Origin of the sequence: Rhizobium redzepovicii (genome assembly GCF_019793435.1) — a bacterium.
Taxonomy (GTDB): Bacteria; Pseudomonadota; Alphaproteobacteria; order Rhizobiales; family Rhizobiaceae; genus Rhizobium; species Rhizobium redzepovicii.
The window spans coordinates 16821-32977 of the sequence record NZ_JAILYH010000016.1; the positions used below are offsets into that span (position 1 = coordinate 16821).

Sequence of the window (16157 nt, forward strand, 5' to 3'; positions counted from 1 at the left end):
GCTACGCTAAATATATCGGCCTAAGCAAGGGAAAACCGCAAATCGCCCAATAACGGTTCAAAGAGATGAACATGACGCGCCCATAGACGCGAGATTTACTGGGTGATTAACTATAAATTCAGTCTATAGTTTGTTCTGATTATGACCCGCAGACATATTTTGCCATCTGCCATCTCGCGCTTTCGACAGCCTGGCAGCAAGCATCGGCATTGAAGCCGGGAAACGTCAACCGGGCGAACACGATCGATTGACGCTGTCTCAGCGTTGGCGGGCTTCAGACCAACAAGTGCGATGCTTGGCTGGAATGAAACGCATCGACATTGATGTAGATACCCAGCGCGTCCGTGTCGATGTGCGAAGCACCGTCGGAAATTTTGTACTGGAAGGATTCGCTGACGTTCCCGTGAAGGCCGACGAGTTTTGCCGCGTCCACGGTGTAGGTGTAATCGCCATCACTCTCAATATGGATGACACCGTATTTCCCCGTAACCGTCAGCCCATGTTTATCCACGGCATTGTCGCCAAAGCGACGCAACAGCACACTGCCATTGGCAGCACTGTCGTTTTCAAGAAGGTTTCCATGATATGCGCTGCCGGTGTCGGCCGAAATCTTCAAGTTGTCGTGGACAGCGACAATTTTTGGGGCGGCGACCGACGGCGTGGTCGCGACCGGCGTTTCGGTCGCAGGCACTGGAGTGGTAGTCTGCGGCGCCGGCATTTCCGCAGGGTGTTCGACGACCGGTGCAACAGGCGGCTGCTCATGGCTCGTTGACGTATCGCTATTCGTGCCGCCGGCGCTGTCGAGTTCGGCCTGCGCTTGCTCGAATGTTTTGTTGTCGCCGACAAAGAACGTGTTTTGCGCAGCGATTGTGGCGGGCATCGTCAGCGTCGATACATCGCTGTCGATGATATTGTCATAGAAGGAGCCCGATGCTGGCCGGTCGACCTTAAGCGCCGAGGAGGACAGATCGTCAAAGACATTGTCATGAACATCGATATTCTCGCGAATATAGACGGGATTGCCGGCGGCGCTGACCAGAACCCCATACACCCCGTCATGGACATAATTCCCGCTAATATCGTAGTTCTTCGCATCGCCCTGATCGCCAAGGCCGATGCCGTAGGACCAGCTGTAGCCGCCATATCCCGAGATGTCGTTGTCGTGGATGGCGATGTTGGTGCCAGCCTGTGCGCTCAATCCGAAGCCGCCGCCAACGAGCGTATTGCCCTCGACCAAAGCATCTTGAGCTCGGACCAGTACCAAAACACCTTTGGCGCTGTTGGTTTGCGTTTGCTCCAGATGATTGTCCTTGACGAGAATATTGCTGCTGTCGTTGAGCTGAATGGCGTCTGCGGCACTTCCCTGGCTGTTGGTGACGGTGTTGTTGATCAGGGTGACGCCCTTGACCTTTTCCATCCAGATCCCGTCGGAATGGACACCGGTCAGCGTGCTGTTTTCGATGGTGATGTTCTGGCTGCTTTGGAAGCTGACGGATCCGGGCTTTCCGGCAAGGCCGGTATTGGTCACCTCGACATTCCGTACGACCCAGTTCGACACGTTTCCTGCATATATCGCGTTCGCTCCAGTGTCGGCGATCTTGATATTCTCGATAACGATATTCGAGGCCTTGGAACCATGGATGCCGTCATTGCTGCTGTGAATGACCGGGGCGTCGCCAAGACCGTAGCTGCCAATGGTGATCGGAGCCGCAACGCTGCCGGAGTATTTCAAATCGAATTGCTCATTGAACACGCTTCCGGCAGCGAGCAGGACACTGTCGCCGGGGTTCAGCCTCAGGGATTCGACAGCGGACAATGTCGCGAAAGCTGAGTTCTCCGTGGTTCCGCTGTTATGATCGGATCCTGTCGCTGAGTTCACGTAGTAGACGGTCATGCTTTGATCTCCCCAAGGTAATGGGAATCTTCTAAGCGTGGACCTCTCTCTGGCGGCTAAAATGAAACACTAAAATTCTTTCTATCTGCCGTTATTCTTCATCGTCAGACGCATTTTCTTCGTCGCCGATGTATTTCTATGGCGTTAAAGTTGCAACGCATGACAAGAATGTATTTTTACTAGAAAGCAATTCGATGGAAGCCCATTTTCCGTAACCGACGGATTGCCGTGATCATGTTGCTACAACCAGGCAGGTTGTTCCTCAGCCTACCCCAACTATGAGAATGACAGTGATGACCTTAATAGGATGTGAGAGAGGCTATCGAGAAAACATGACAAAATCACCAAAAGAGATTGCTAGCCCGATGTGATTATTTGACAATTTCATCTGCGGGGAAGTGACGTCCTGTATTCCTATTGATTGCTTCCGAATAAAACTTCTTACCTTGTGAAGAAATATGTTCAATTTTCCAATATGCCGCGTATTCACTTATTATTAATGCGCCGATCAGCCGGCGTTTCGCCCAATTACTCCGATTGTATGTGTGCCATTATTGCACACCGGGCACTCCAATGTTAATCTCAGGTTAATCTCAGCCTTGACTCTCTGTATTAATATATCCTTAATCGCACCCGTCGCTAAGGTTAAAATTGGCCAGCGAAGATCAATTCAAGGAGAGACAACAATGGCTATTCACGCAACCGACGATACTGCCACATTTCTAGAAACCGATGTCATCTCTGGAAATCTGCTCAGCAACGATTCATCCGACAACGGTCACCTATTCCTCCGCGCATTCGACCAGCAGAGCGTTGGCGCCAAGCAGGGCAACAGCCAGGTCACCGAGATCCAGGGCGATTACGGCACCTTCTTCGTCAAACCGGACGGCAGCTACACCTATGTCCTGAGCGATGCTGCCAAGGTCAACTTCACCAATGGTGAATTGCTCCAGGAAAAGGTCTCATACAAGATCTCCGACGGCAGCGGTCATACCGATGTCGGCCTGTTCACCCTGAACATTCAGGGCGTAACCCAGGTCAAGCCGATCGCTGTCGACGACCACTACAGCTTCACCGAAGGCAGCCCCATCGCCGGCAATGCTCTCGACAACGACATTCCCGGCGACAATGGACATCTCTTCCTCCGTCAGTTCGCCGGCACGAACGTCAACGGCAATCCGAGCGCAACGACCGACGTCGCCGGGACCTATGGCACGTTCCATGTCAAGGCGGACGGTTCATTCACCTACGATTTGGCAGCGGATATCGCTCCGGGCGATCACGTCACGGAAACCATCCAATATTACAAGATCTCCGACGGCGAAGGTCATACGGATGCCGGCGTTCTGACGCTCAATATCACGGGCACGGACTTTGTCTCGGGCGCCAGCGTCTAATCGTTCACCAGATAATCAATAGACGACGCCCGCCGCGCAAGCGGCGGGCGCTATTGCCCTTAAAGCCCTGGTTGACGGCGGTTCTGACTCTGCAGCTGTTCTCCTTAGAATGGCCGACGATTACTTGCTGCAGCGCTGCCGGAATCGGGCTGTCGCTCCATCCCCAAGCCCTGCCCAGGTTCGATCGAAGATAGGGCGGAGTTGTGGGCTGATCTCTCTAATAGCGGCGTTGACCCTGCAACGATCGCCAAGTTTCAGCATCGTCACGAGATCGCTATTAAGCGCAGCCTTTGCCGTTGATAGCGTTGCATTCGTAAAATCGTTCCAGAAGTAAAACCGCGTCAGAATCATCGACTCGTCGTGGGGCGCCAGAGCGACGGACCGCTTCATCATTTCCGCAACCGAAAGCGGATCTTCAGCAATCACGGATTGGACGGCGGCGAGACGAAGCCAAAAATTGCTGTTCGTCGGCATGCACGAGAGCGAATGTTGCAGGTAGTGTCGGGCGCTCGATGCCGCGGCAGCCCAAGCGTCGTAATTGACGTTGACGTTCTGCCGATCGAGTTGCGCCAGGACAAGTGTTACACCGGCGGCGACAATGTCGGACCGACAATAATGTCCATCGACAATATCGATGGTCCGCGCCGCATATTTGGCTTCAACATCATCGGTGACAGTCTCGCCGTGCTCGAGCCTTTCAGCGACGATAGAGATACTGGCGGTTTTTATCGAAGCGTACAGCTCTCTACCGGCCAGCACCGCAAAGACTGCGGTGACGACAAGGAAAACAATCCGTGTGACCGAAACGAACGGGCCGCGAGGCATCAGCTTTCAGTGTAGTATCGCGAGTAACGCTTATAATAATACTCACTGGAGCCGAATGTCCTGTAAAGCTTCATCTGCGACGGATCGACCTTGGTCAATATAGCGCCGACGCATTTCGCATAGAGCTCCGGCTCCGACAGCAGCGTCGACTGCACGACCTTGCGCGATGTCTTTCCCCACTCGATAACGAAAACCACTGCATCGAGCTTCGAGTTGATAGCGCGCGCATCGACGACGGGCGCCAAAGGCGGCAGGTCGACGATAATGTAATCGAAGCTTTGACGCGCAATTTCAAGAAGCTGGTCCATGCCGCGTGACGCGAGCAGCTCCGACGAATGCGGGACACGATACCTTGCAACCGTTGGAAGAAATGCAAGCTTTGTCTTGGGATCAAGAAGGATCAGATCCTTGAGCGGACGGCCATCGACGATCGCCTCGAGCAAGCCGGCCTCGGCATGACGACCAATTGCTCGGGTCGCACCGGGATTGCGCATATCGCCGTCGATCAGCAGGCAGCGGGCACCTTGCATTGCCAGAAGCTTGGCAAAATTGATTGATGTCGTCGACTTCCCCTCGCCGGGCAAGCTCGACACCACACCGATGACCTTGCAGCGCTGATCGGCCGCACTGAGGTCGATCGCAATCTTGGCGCTTCGAAGCGTCTCGGCAAACGCCGAGAGCGGGTGCTCCTCGACGTAGGTCGTGGTCTTGCTACCCCTGGCGATGCTTCGCGGGTTGCTCGGATCGACGAGCGTAGGATCATCGATGTTATCGTCAACCAGCGGCATGACGCCAAGCGATTCAACATCGAGCACTTCCTTGACGTCATCACCGGTGCGGAAGAACCGATCGCGGAACTCTCGGAAAGCGCCTATGCCGCTTCCGACCGCACATCCGAGGAACATCGCAAAAGCGACGACAAGGGCTCTCTTCGGAGCACTCGGCTTCGTCGGAGTCTCTGCCATGGTGATGATGCGCGCAGCGGTAATCGGGAAGCTCTGCTGCTGAATGGCTTCCTGGTAGCGCGTCAGGAAACTCTGATAAAGATTCTTGTAGGTGTCGCGCGTGCGCTCGAGTTCGCGAACCTGCACCTGCGTTTCACCGGCCGTCGCGGCAACGCCAGTCGCCTTCGTGACACTGTCACGCAAAGAGTTTTCCCGTGACTGCGCGACCTGCAGCTCGCTTTGATAGCTCTCGGCGATGCGGTTCAACTCATCGAACATGAGTCTCTTATATTCTTCCATCTCCGCACGAAGCCGAACGGCCTGGACGTGATCGGGACCAAGTCGCGCCTCGATTTCGGTCTCGAGCTTGGACGCCTCGAGATATTTCTTGCGCAGGTCGTTGGAAATGGAGCTGTCGAGCACGTCGGTGACGATCGCGTCGGTTTGCTTGGCGTCGATGATCGATTTGACGCGCGCATACTTTGCCTCGGCCTTCGCCGTCTCGGCCTGGGCATTGATCAACTGCGTGTTGATCTCGGAAAGCTGCTGCTCGCTGATCAGGGTACCGGATCCGGCCTCGACAAGCCCATGCTCGCTGCGGAATTTCTGAACCGCAAGGTCGGCATCAAGCGCCTGCTGCCGCAGCTCTTCGATACGCTCCTGAAGCCATTCGCCGGCCCGGCGTGTCGCCTCGTATTTCGAATTGAGTTTGTCGACTAGGTAGACGTCGGCAATGGCCGCGGCGATCTGACGCGCCATATCGGGCGACTGCGAGGTATAACTGACATCGAGAACGTAGGATTTGCCGACACGTTCGACATCGATATTACCGGCTACAGTTTCCGCAGCGTACCGCCGCAGCATTTCCCGATCGGGCGCGACTGCTGCGGCGTCGGCAAACCATGATTTGAAATTCACCATCGACTTCAGCGTCGCGACTGAAAACAGCGAATTCCGCTGGGCGTTGAACACCGGATCGTCGACCAGTTTCAACTTATCGACCACGGCATAGGCGATCGTGTCCGACTTCAACAGCTCGACCTGGCTGAGTACGGTCCCTTCGTCATCGTCCATCTGGCCGAAAGCCGCCAGTTGGTTGATCACCTGGTTATCGCTGCGGTCGATCAGCACGCTTGTATCGGCGGTGTAGACCGGCACCGACGTCAGCACATACACAACGCCGAGAATGGCGAAGGCGAACGCGCAAGCCGCAACCATCCGCCACTGTCGGCGGGCAATCGCGATGAGCTTGTCGAAATCGATGAAATCAGCGTCGTTTCCTGCATCGCGGGAGGGGTCGATACGCGGGGTAAGTTTATCTGGCGATAGCAATTTCGATCTCCAACAAATCAAGCGCTAAGATCTAAGGGCAATTCCAGCTATTGTATGACCGCGACGCTCGGACTCGTCGACTGCGTCGTGTCGGAGGAGGATTGGCCTCCCCCATTTGTGCTGACAATCGTAATAGTGCTCGAAGACGAGTCGTCGCCGGCATTCGAAACTTTCAGCGTACCCGCAGTCGTCGCGGCGCCGTCAAAAGGCGTGCCATCGTCAGCGCCGGGGCCAGTTTGGCCAACCTGCCCGTCATTGCCGATGCCAGATGCGGCAGCGGCGGAGCTTGCACCTGGACCGAGCGCCGCGGTCCCGCCTTCGGCAAGGACCTTTGCAAAGGCGGCGAGTAGCGGGGCAAGATTGGGATCGGCGCTCGCAGCCTCGGCGACCGCCTTTTCGATCGCCAGCTTGGATAGCGGGTCCGTCACCTGACAGCTGTTTGCAGCCCGACCAAGACCCGAGCCGATGGCCGCCATCTGTGCGGCATTGGCTGTCTTGGCCTGCTCGATTACCGGTAATAGAGCCTCGCCGCTACTGCCGACCAGCGCACGAACGAGTGACGATAGAACCAGCGGATCAGACATGTCGAGCAGAATGGCCGGATTAGCCGTAAACGCGTTGACATCGACGGTAGTGAGATTTGCGAGGCGCACGCAAGCGGCCGCCAAGGCGCTTGAATTCATGCCGGCAAACATCGCAACGGCAAGTCCACTATATGCAAGCTTACGATAAACACCAAACCTTGCCATATCGGTGGTTCCTTCATCAAATCCGCTATGGAAAATACCACGCGGCGTTGGTCATCTGCGAGCAACGCCGCCTATATTTCAATCAATTTCCGAGATCCTGGACCGCGTTGCGAGTATCGTTCGCATCGTCGGTCACGCCTGCCACAGTGGACGATACCGAGTTTACGATGTCAAGGAACTTGACCAGTTCAACCGAGTCCGAATTGGAAATATAGATAATATCCTTGTCTTCCATCTTGAATTGCTGAACCGCAAACAAGGTCGCCGGATCGCGCAGATTCGCGCGGACGATCACTGGAACCGTCTCACCCGCAAATCGCGTCGTGTCGACGTTCATCGACTGAACCGTTTTCTTCGGGACCAAGCGATAGAGCAAGACCTGAGCCGGATCGGCGCGGTCGTCGCGCAAACCGCCCGCCTTGGCGATCGCTTCTCCGAGGGTCAGGTCGGATTCTTCGAAATCGAAGCGGCCGCTGACGCCTGCGGCGCCGAGCGTGAGATAGGTGCGGCGCTCATGATCGATCGAGACCGTATCATTCGGCGCGACATAGATATTCTCCGCCGGATTCTTCAACAGCGTATTGTAGGCGACGGTTGCCGTCTTGCCGCGACGCTGCAGCGTAACATTCGTTTCGATATTGTTGGTCGTCAAACCGCCGGCGGCGGAAATGACATCGAGAACACGCTCTCCGGCCGGGCTGATCGTGATGCGCTGAGGATTGTTGACGTCACCGAGCACCGCCACCTGACTGGAGCGGTTGGTCGTCGTCGTGATGACCACCTGAGGCTCGATCGCGCGGCTCGCCAGCCGGTCCTCGACATCCTGCTCCACGGTCTCCTTCAGGCGACCGGCGGCCGGAACGCGACCGGCATAGGGAATCGTAATCGTCCCATTTCTATCGATGGTCTGCTCTGGCAAGGAAATGTAATTGCCGGGTCGACTGCCGGCATCGGACGGAATGAAGAGACCGCCGGACTGAGCTTCGAAGATGGCAACCTGGACGACGTCGCCATAACCAAGCGGAATTTCAGGCGCCCCGCCGCGACCACCGCCAAATCCTTTGAAGGACGTCGGCTGGGCAGAGGTAAAATAGGGCAGAACGTTCTTGCTGAGATCGATCAGGGCGTAGTCGATGCCGACACGACGCTCCTTCGTTGTCACTTTCACTGCCGCATCTCGATCAACATCTTTGTGATCGGGACCGGATCTTGGCAACGATGTGCAGCTTGCCAATATAGTGGTTAGCGCTACAACAATGGCGACGCGTGTACTACCGATACGAGAACAACCCATAGAATAACCTGTGTTGACGCCCCTGAAGCTACTGCCCCGCAATCTGACAAAATACAAGACAAACCCCGATCAATAACACTGAAAGCCGATTAACATTCCCCTAACTGTGGCAGGCTGGCAACGCCGAGCCTCTGAGGAAGCGAATAACGACCCAGTTTAACTTTTCTGGCGCCGTAAGAACCCGAGGGCTAGACCCGCTATAAAATTTCTTGCGTTTCAGAGTCAACAGTTCGCACCTGCACAATCGCTATTTTTCAAAAACCTTCATAAACCATCTGTTTAAATTTTAGCGGCTGAGCGGCCGCTCATATGCCACATCCGCGTCTCCGTTGCTCCGCCCAAGGCTTATGGCGACGACCGCACTGAGGAAGGCGGAATAAAACACGGCAAAACCCGGTATTTGCAGCGAGAAATCGACGGCCGCATGAAGCGCGACCAGTACCGTTGCCGCCAGGCCAAGCAGCACAAAATGCCTGAGACGCCGCCTTTGGGCGAACCCCTGCCGAAACACCTTGGCAAGGACCGCGAAGGCAAGGATTGCCGTGACCGGGAACAAAACCCCGAGGCCCAGGAATCCTTCGAGATAGAAATTATGCGCTCGGTCGAAGATCCCGAAAATTCCGCAGGCCGAGTCGCGGTAGGCAGGAAATACGGTCCGGAAGGTTCCGAGGCCGGTCCCGGTCAACCAATGATCCAAAATAGCACGCCATATGCCCGGCAGAATGCAGAACCGATCATCATCCTCGAGCCGACGCTCTTGCGCGCGCAAAATCGCCTGCCCTGCAAACACCGACAGCAGCACGACGATGAAAACGATCGCCGAGAGGAGTTTCAGCATCGAACGCCATTGCGGCGCCGGTTTCAGATAACGCCGCGAGCCGTTCCAATTCATGGCCAGCCATGGAAAATAAATGAGGGCGGCAATAAAGGTCGCGAATATGCCGGCGCGCGAGCGGCTCAGCATCAGTGCGGTGAAGCATGCGCAAAAGAGCAGCATGTAGATCCACGATTTTAACAGAAGCGTGTTTCGGCCCGGCTCACCGGGCGGGTGGTTTGAACAGGAACGGGCGATGTCTCTGACCAGGGTCAGCATCAGCAGCGTTCCAAGCCCGAGGAAAGTCGCCGCGGTATTGCGGTTGACGAACACCGCGGTCAGGCTGTCGAGGTAGGCCTGTTTCTCCACGACGATCAGGATGTTTGGGAACAGTGTAAACTGGATCAGGCCGAACACAGCGATGATGCCCGCTGAAAGCCCGAGGACGGTCAGCACTTTCCTTGCGCGCCGATCAGTATCGCATAAGAGAAGCCCCGTCAGGAAGGTGACGAAAGGCAGCGCCACCGAGAGGATCGAAGCCAGCGTGTCGGCCGGCGCGACCGAGATTGCCGCGTACTCGACACCTGCCAGGTCACGAGCAGGCCCCCAGGCCGGATTTGCCAGCCAGTTGGAAGGCAGTTCGATGGTCTGGATGAACGTCCAGCCTGTCACCGCGACGAGCACCAACAAAGCGCTGCTGAAGACCCATCTGCTCTGTCTCGGCTCTCCGAACAGCAGTGCAGAAATGGCGCCAAGGGCAAACATGCCGATCGCGGCAAAGGCGAAGGGAAAGGGCGTAACGCTCCCGAACGGAATGAGCGTCAGTATAACGAGGCCGATAAAGGCGAGCAGAAGAGCTTCTCGCAAGACCTGCCGATTGATGAGGTTGGATAACATTCGATTTCCTCACCAGCGGGCAGCAATAACGGAATTGCAACCAACGCGCTTAATATGCACGTACTAACATAAGTTGCATATCAATGGCTTGCGTGTTAAAGTGCAACAGAATTTCACATCGTTTAAAATTGTCGCGAAAGACTTAAGCCAATCGAGACAAGGCCCGGCTATGCTCCGTCAAGCAGCAGGAACGGGACAGACGTTCTGCGGTCAATACTTGGCAGATCACTAAATCGCCATGCCATTGACTGGGACAAAAGGCAAGCCTGATCTCAATCGGTTGCCCTGAACGGGGATTTAACAGATGAAGAAAACATTCGTTACACTTCTGGCACTGGCCTTTACAGCAGGAAATGCCTGCTCGGCATTTGCCGCCGGTCCCGCAGGTTTTGCCCGCGGCCTTAATGGTAATTCTGCGGTCAATTATATCTCTGAAAAGGGCAAGATCATTCCGCCCTTCGCCCAGGTATTGTTCTGCGCCCAGAACCCGGCCGAATGCCGTGACAACAACGGTGTCTCGGTCATCGCGCTCACCGATGAGCAGATGCTGCAGCTGAAAACCGTGAACGGCGCCGTCAATCGTACGATGATCGGCAGGAACGATTCCCGCAGCGAATTGAACGGCGACGTCTGGAAGGTGAACGTCCGCAGCGGCGACTGCGAAGATTTCGCCCTCACCAAGCGCAGCCGGCTGATTGCGATGGGCTGGTCGTCGCGCGCTTTGCGGATTGCGACCGCCTATACGCCCTCCGGCGAAGGGCATGCCGTCCTGGTGGTCAGGACTGATAAGGGCGACCTCGTACTCGACAACAGGCAAAGCAGCATCAAGAATTGGCGGGACACCGATCTGCGCTGGGACAAGATTCAATCGGGAACAGACCCCTATGTCTGGTACCGGCTGTAATAGCGGACGCAGCAAAATAAACCGAACGTACCTCCTCGAAATCGAAGTCGAGCCGCTCTGATGGACGGCTCGACTTGTCATATCGCCCACATAAACCTATGCTTTTTGCTATCGGCAGGGCCACCGACACAAAGCTGCGGCGCCCCAAGTTCGATTTCCGATGTGGGTATCAAGCGATCTTCGATATTGTCTTTTCGCCCAGATTAAGTATGACGGACGCCATGCTGCGACGCAGCATGATGTCCTACTCTAATGATTTGAGGGAATTATGCGCATCACGATGATTGGATCAGGCTATGTCGGCCTCGTTTCAGGCGTTTGCTTTGCGGATTTCGGCCACGACGTCATCTGCGTAGACAAGGATCTGAGTAAGATCGAAGCCCTTCGCGAAGGCCGCATTCCGATCTACGAGCCGGGTCTGGAACAATTGGTCGCCGAAAATACCAGCACCGGCCGGCTGTCGTTTTCGACGGATGTCGGGGAAAGCGTCCGTAGCGCCGATGTCGTCTTCATCGCGGTCGGCACGCCATCCCGGCGCGGCGATGGCCACGCGGATCTTTCCTATGTCTACGCCGCTGCGCGCGAGATTGCCACTTATGTGGAAGGCTTCACCGTTATCGTCACCAAGTCGACGGTGCCGGTCGGCACCGGCGACGAAGTCGAGCGCATCATGCGCGAAACCAATCCTGCGGCGGATGTCGCCGTCGTTTCCAATCCGGAATTCCTGCGCGAAGGTGCGGCGATCGAAGATTTCAAGCGTCCTGACCGTATCGTCGTCGGGCTGAATGACGACCGGGCGCGCGAAACCATGACCGAGGTCTATCGTCCGCTTTACCTCAACCAGGCGCCGCTGGTCTTCACTACCCGCCGCACCTCGGAACTGATCAAATATGCGGCCAATGCCTTCCTCGCGATGAAGATCACCTTCATCAACGAGATCGCCGATCTCTGCGAGCGGGTCGACGCAAACGTCCAGGACGTCTCGCGCGGCATCGGTCTCGACGGCCGTATCGGCGCCAAGTTCCTGCATGCCGGCCCGGGTTACGGCGGCTCGTGCTTCCCCAAGGATACGCTTGCCCTTGCCAAGACGGCGCAGGATTATGACGCGCCGATCCGTCTCATCGAGACGACGATCTCGATCAACGACAATCGCAAGCGGGCGATGGGACGCAAAGTCATTTCTGCCGTCGGCGGAGATATTCGCGGCAAGAAGATCGCGATCCTCGGCCTGACCTTCAAGCCGAACACCGACGACATGCGCGACAGCCCGGCGATTGCCGTCATCCAGACCCTGCAGGACGCCGGCGCCAAGGTGGTCGGCTACGATCCCGAGGGCATGGAGAACGCCCGCAAGGTTATCGAGAACATCGAATATGCGAGCGGTCCCTATGAAGCGGCCGCTGACGCGGATGCGCTTGTTATCGTCACCGAATGGAACCAGTTCCGCGCGCTCGATTTCAATCGTCTGAAGCAGTCGATGCGCGCCCCGGTCCTGGTCGACCTGCGCAATATCTACCGCAGCGACGAGGTCCGCAAATACGGCTTTACCTATACCGGCATCGGCACCAATCTCTATCAGGAATCAAACGCCTGACAGGGTCTGGTGAACCGCTAATCGTCGTGACGCCGCGGAGCAAATGCCGCGGCGTTTTGGTTTTTGGCGCGCTGCACCAAAAGGCCTGAATGCGCTTTAGTTGAGGAGCCCGACCCGCGTTCCTTTTATCGTCAGCACGGTCAGCCGGCCCGTCGCCGAGACCGCGGTGTCGATGCCGATCCGTTGCGGACCGAATGTCGGGGTTCGCGCCGGGGTATGCCCATGGATTACCAGGACGGGAAGCTGCGGCCCGTTATCCAGGAAGGGTTGGCGAATCCACATCAGGTCGCTGTCCTTCTGTTTCTTAAGGTCGATGCCCGGTTTGACACCAGCATGGACAAAGACCACCCTACCCATCCGCAGCATGATTGGCAGGGATTCCAGGAATTGGATATGCCGCTCGGGGATCATGTTGCGAATGACCCGGGCAATCATTTCGCTTCCGGCCGCCGACTGCAGCAAGTGCTCGATATCGATACCGTATGAGTGCAGTGTCTCGGTCCCTGCAAAACCGAGCCATTCAAGAATGTGCGCCGGTTTGCGATAGAGCTTTACCAGTTCCGCGTCGTGATTGCCGCAAAGCGCGAAACGCTGAAACCCCGGCGGCGGGCTCTTACTCAGGAACTCCAGCACCGCACTCGAATCAGGACCGCGGTCGACATAATCGCCGAGCATGACGATAAGTTTCGGCCCCGGAATGCGCGCTGCGTCCTCCTCGATGCGGCGATGCGCCTCGACGAGCTCCTTATAACATCCGTGAATATCGCTCATCGCATAGACCGCAGCGAACTCGCCCTCGGCAAACGTCAGCCGAGCGCGTCCTTTGCGGTTGCCGGCCAGTATCCGTATCTGTTGTCGCCACGGCCCGAGATAGTTAAACATGTAACCCATATATGAGGTCCGACAGCCCTCGAGGGTGTCGGAAAAGCTCCAGTTCCTGCCCATCCTTGCATGGGTATCAGGCTCAGTGTTCAAAAATATTGGCCCGATCACGGCCTCAGCGAAATTGTAAACCCCGCGTGAAGAGGCTATCGGGCCGTCGCTCGTGAACCGACAGCACTTTTCCCGCGTCGTCGATCGCTGCCGGAACGGTCTCCTCCCCACCGAACACTGAGCCTCGCGTCGAATCACCCAATCCTCACTTGATCCCTTCCGGCTTTCATGCGGAGCGGCTTTCGCAGGCACATCGTGCTGCCCCTGACGCAACGTCCCCGCGACAGCGAAATTATGATTGCGAGAAACGCAATTTGTATTCGGCCGTTTTAGAAGGACATCACGGTCAATATCGCGCTGTATTTTGGTAGATGAGGGTTAATTGAGCGTTAAGCCGTATTATTCGTTCCAGCAGCGGCTGTGTCGGCCGCTAGTTCTCCAAACCACAGAACTTCCGGCGATCGGATTTCCACAGGCGACACCTCCGAAAAAGCTGCATAAATCAACTATAGCGAGAGCCTGTAGAAAAAAATGAACGCTTAAGCTTATCACGCTTGACGCTACTGCACCGGCGCATGATGATGGCGCATTGCGAGCGTGAATGACATTCTTTACCGGGATTCTCAGATCCAAAACTGCGGGGTGCAAAGTGGAAACTGCGGTTGATTCGAAACTTATCGAGGCGATCAGCTACGACGAAGACAGCCGGCATCTACGGGTCTATCTGACAAACGGTCAGAGGCGGGAATATGAAGGCGTCCCCAAGGGCGTTGTCGTCGGCTTGACGATGGCGGAATCCCCGGGAAATTTTTATATGACGGCAATCAGGGGCAAATATCCTCCCCGCCCCTAATGTGATCTTCATTTCAGCTAAAATGCGAGACCGGCATCACCGGCCCCGCAAATCAGCGTCACCGACCGCGGCACATTCCATCAGTAGCCGCTGAAGAAATCGCGAACTGCATTGATCTCGAGCGGCGCAATCTCATGGCCGCCGGGATGCCAGACCGTTCTGACATCAGCGCCGCGATCCTTCAGATGCTCCGACAGCGCCTCGGTCATCGGGGCGGGAGCAATCGGATCGCGCTGCCCGGCCGTGACCAGCACCTTTCTCCCCGCAAGAGTTGCCTGAGCTTCGGGCTGAAATGGAATGAGCGGGTGCATCAGAACTGCGGCGTCGAATATGCCTTTTTCGATCAGCACATTGGCGAGAATGTTTGCGCCATTCGAAAAACCCAGACCGAGAATTTGGGAAGCCTGGTGCTTCTCAGCCAATGCCTTGACATAGGCGGCCATCTTCTCCGTCGCCCGTGAGAGGTCGGCCATGTCGTAGACCCCCTCCCCGGTGCGCCGGAAGAACCGCGCCGCACCATGTTCGGAAACGTCGCCGCGTGGCGAGAGAACCGTCGCTTCGGGCAGCAGGCGCCGGCCGAAATCGAAGAACTGGTTCTCGTCGCCACCGGTGCCATGCAGCACCAGCAGGATGGGTCTATAAGGTGCACCGGCATGCAGCCGGTGCACATATCCAGTTTCGGTCATAGCGCCTCTCCTTACGCTTCGAGCGGCTGCAGGTGCTGCTCGAGCAACGCGCGAAGATGGGCGTGCTGCTGGGGCAGCTTCAGGGCTTCGCCGAGATGGGCCGTATCCTCGTCGCGGTTGAACCCCGGCTCATTGGTCGCGACCTCGAACAGCACGCCGCCCGGCGTGCGGAAATAGATCGCCCAGAAATAATCGCGGTCGATCACCGGGGTCACCTGATAGCCGGTGTCCATCAGCGCCTTACGCACTTCGAGCTGCTTCTCGCGGTTTTCGACGGCGAAGGCGACGTGGTGAACGGAGCCAGCACCGGGAAGCGCGCGGGCAATGTTCGGCATAGTCTCGAGATCGATGAGATGCGCGCCGTTGCCGTCAGGCTTGATCAGCCGCTTGACCCCATCCCGTTCCTCGGCGACCTCGTAGCCCATGAACCTCAGGAGTTCGGCGGTGGCGCCTTCATCCCTGAGCCGCATCGCCACGGAATGGAAGCCGCGGATGGCGTGGTCTTCGCTGATGCCGCCATGGGTCCAGGCCATACGCGCATCGTCCTTGACCTCGACCAGCGCAAAGCCGTCACCGTCAGGACCCGAAAAGTTCAGGCGCTTCTCGCCGAAACTTTCCTCGGCCTTCAGCCCGCCAATATTCAACGCGCTGAAACGATCGCTCCAGAAGCCGAGCGAGCCTTGCGGAACGGAGAACACCGTCGTGCCGACCTCCCCGGTGCCGGGACGGCCCTGCGCCATCTGCGGGAACGGGAAATAGGTCATGACAGTGCCGGGCGCACCGGTCTCGTCGCCATAATAGAGGTGATAGACATCAGGCGCGTCGAAATTGACAGTCTTCTTGACGCGGCGCAGTCCAAGCGCATTGGTGAAGAACTGATTGTTGGTTCGGGCGTCCTCCGCCATCGACGTGACGTGGTGCAGACCCTTGATTTGATCGAGCATGTGAGACCCCTTTTCTTGTCTGCAATTTGCAGGCTTTCGATGGGGCTAAGATGCGCGCTGAAACTCCGGGGGAACAGACCCCCAGACCAAAACGCAT

General features: G+C 56.7%; 13 protein-coding genes. 4 read left to right on the forward strand and 9 right to left on the reverse strand.

The genetic code is table 11. The features are described from left to right. Positions 1–274 precede the first annotated feature (274 nt). Positions 275–1894 carry a right-handed parallel beta-helix repeat-containing protein gene (locus K6N12_RS23880; protein WP_131711328.1) on the reverse strand — a complete coding sequence of 540 codons (1620 nt, stop codon included), beginning with the start codon at positions 1892–1894 and terminating at the stop codon, positions 275–277. Positions 1895–2580: 686 nt separating this feature from the next. Between K6N12_RS23880 and rapA2 the strand changes: the two genes are divergently transcribed. Next, on the forward strand, positions 2581–3291 hold the full coding sequence (rapA2, locus tag K6N12_RS23885) for a calcium-binding lectin RapA2 (RefSeq protein ID WP_097626384.1): 711 nt from the start codon (positions 2581–2583) through the stop codon (positions 3289–3291). Between the two features lie 120 nt (positions 3292–3411). On the opposite strand, the gene K6N12_RS23890 is transcribed toward rapA2, so the two are convergent. From K6N12_RS23890 to K6N12_RS23910, 5 genes are all read right to left on the reverse strand, one after another. After that, positions 3412–4116: a hypothetical protein gene (locus K6N12_RS23890; protein ID WP_097626382.1), complete on the reverse strand. Its 705-nt coding sequence runs from the start codon at positions 4114–4116 to the stop codon at positions 3412–3414. Next, complete coding sequence (locus tag K6N12_RS23895; RefSeq protein ID WP_097626380.1) at positions 4116–6392, reverse strand: polysaccharide biosynthesis tyrosine autokinase; 2277 nt, start codon at positions 6390–6392, stop codon at positions 4116–4118. Before K6N12_RS23895 ends, K6N12_RS23890 begins: the two co-directional genes overlap by 1 nt. A 47-nt stretch (positions 6393–6439) precedes the next feature. After that, positions 6440–7141, reverse strand: a complete 702-nt coding sequence (locus K6N12_RS23900) for a sugar transporter (protein ID WP_097626378.1) — start codon at positions 7139–7141, stop codon at positions 6440–6442. An 82-nt stretch (positions 7142–7223) separates the two neighbouring features. Then, the gene (locus tag K6N12_RS23905) at positions 7224–8435 is read right to left on the reverse strand and encodes a polysaccharide biosynthesis/export family protein (protein ID WP_097626376.1); all 1212 of its coding nucleotides are present in this window, start codon (positions 8433–8435) and stop codon (positions 7224–7226) included. 286 nt (positions 8436–8721) lie between these two features. Then, a complete protein-coding gene (locus tag K6N12_RS23910; RefSeq protein WP_097626374.1) occupies positions 8722–10146 on the reverse strand; it encodes an O-antigen ligase family protein in 1425 nt (474 codons plus the stop codon). A 304-nt stretch (positions 10147–10450) separates the two neighbouring features. On the opposite strand from K6N12_RS23910, the gene K6N12_RS23915 reads away from it, so the two are divergent. Together K6N12_RS23915 and K6N12_RS23920 are read left to right on the forward strand one after the other, a co-directional pair. Beyond that, complete coding sequence (locus K6N12_RS23915; protein ID WP_097626372.1) at positions 10451–11050, forward strand: transglutaminase-like cysteine peptidase; 600 nt, start codon at positions 10451–10453, stop codon at positions 11048–11050. 268 nt (positions 11051–11318) lie between these two features. Beyond that, positions 11319–12644, forward strand: coding sequence for a UDP-glucose dehydrogenase family protein (locus K6N12_RS23920; protein WP_003590689.1), 1326 nt, complete (start codon positions 11319–11321; stop codon positions 12642–12644). Positions 12645–12740: 96 nt separating this feature from the next. Here the strand turns inward: K6N12_RS23920 and K6N12_RS23925 are convergent, their stop codons facing one another. Then, positions 12741–13535, reverse strand: coding sequence for a metallophosphoesterase (locus K6N12_RS23925; RefSeq protein WP_097626370.1), 795 nt, complete (start codon positions 13533–13535; stop codon positions 12741–12743). Between the two features lie 643 nt (positions 13536–14178). Between K6N12_RS23925 and K6N12_RS23930 the strand changes: the two genes are divergently transcribed. Then, positions 14179–14430: a KTSC domain-containing protein gene (locus K6N12_RS23930; protein ID WP_003590684.1), complete on the forward strand. Its 252-nt coding sequence runs from the start codon at positions 14179–14181 to the stop codon at positions 14428–14430. Positions 14431–14510: 80 nt separating this feature from the next. On the opposite strand, the gene K6N12_RS23935 is transcribed toward K6N12_RS23930, so the two are convergent. Together K6N12_RS23935 and K6N12_RS23940 are read right to left on the reverse strand one after the other, a co-directional pair. After that, positions 14511–15116, reverse strand: coding sequence for an alpha/beta hydrolase (locus K6N12_RS23935; RefSeq protein ID WP_097626368.1), 606 nt, complete (start codon positions 15114–15116; stop codon positions 14511–14513). A gap of 11 nt (positions 15117–15127) precedes the next feature. Next, positions 15128–16060 (reverse strand): VOC family protein, encoded by a 933-nt coding sequence (locus tag K6N12_RS23940; RefSeq protein ID WP_097626366.1) that lies wholly within the window; start codon positions 16058–16060, stop codon positions 15128–15130. Positions 16061–16157: the final 97 nt, after the last annotated feature.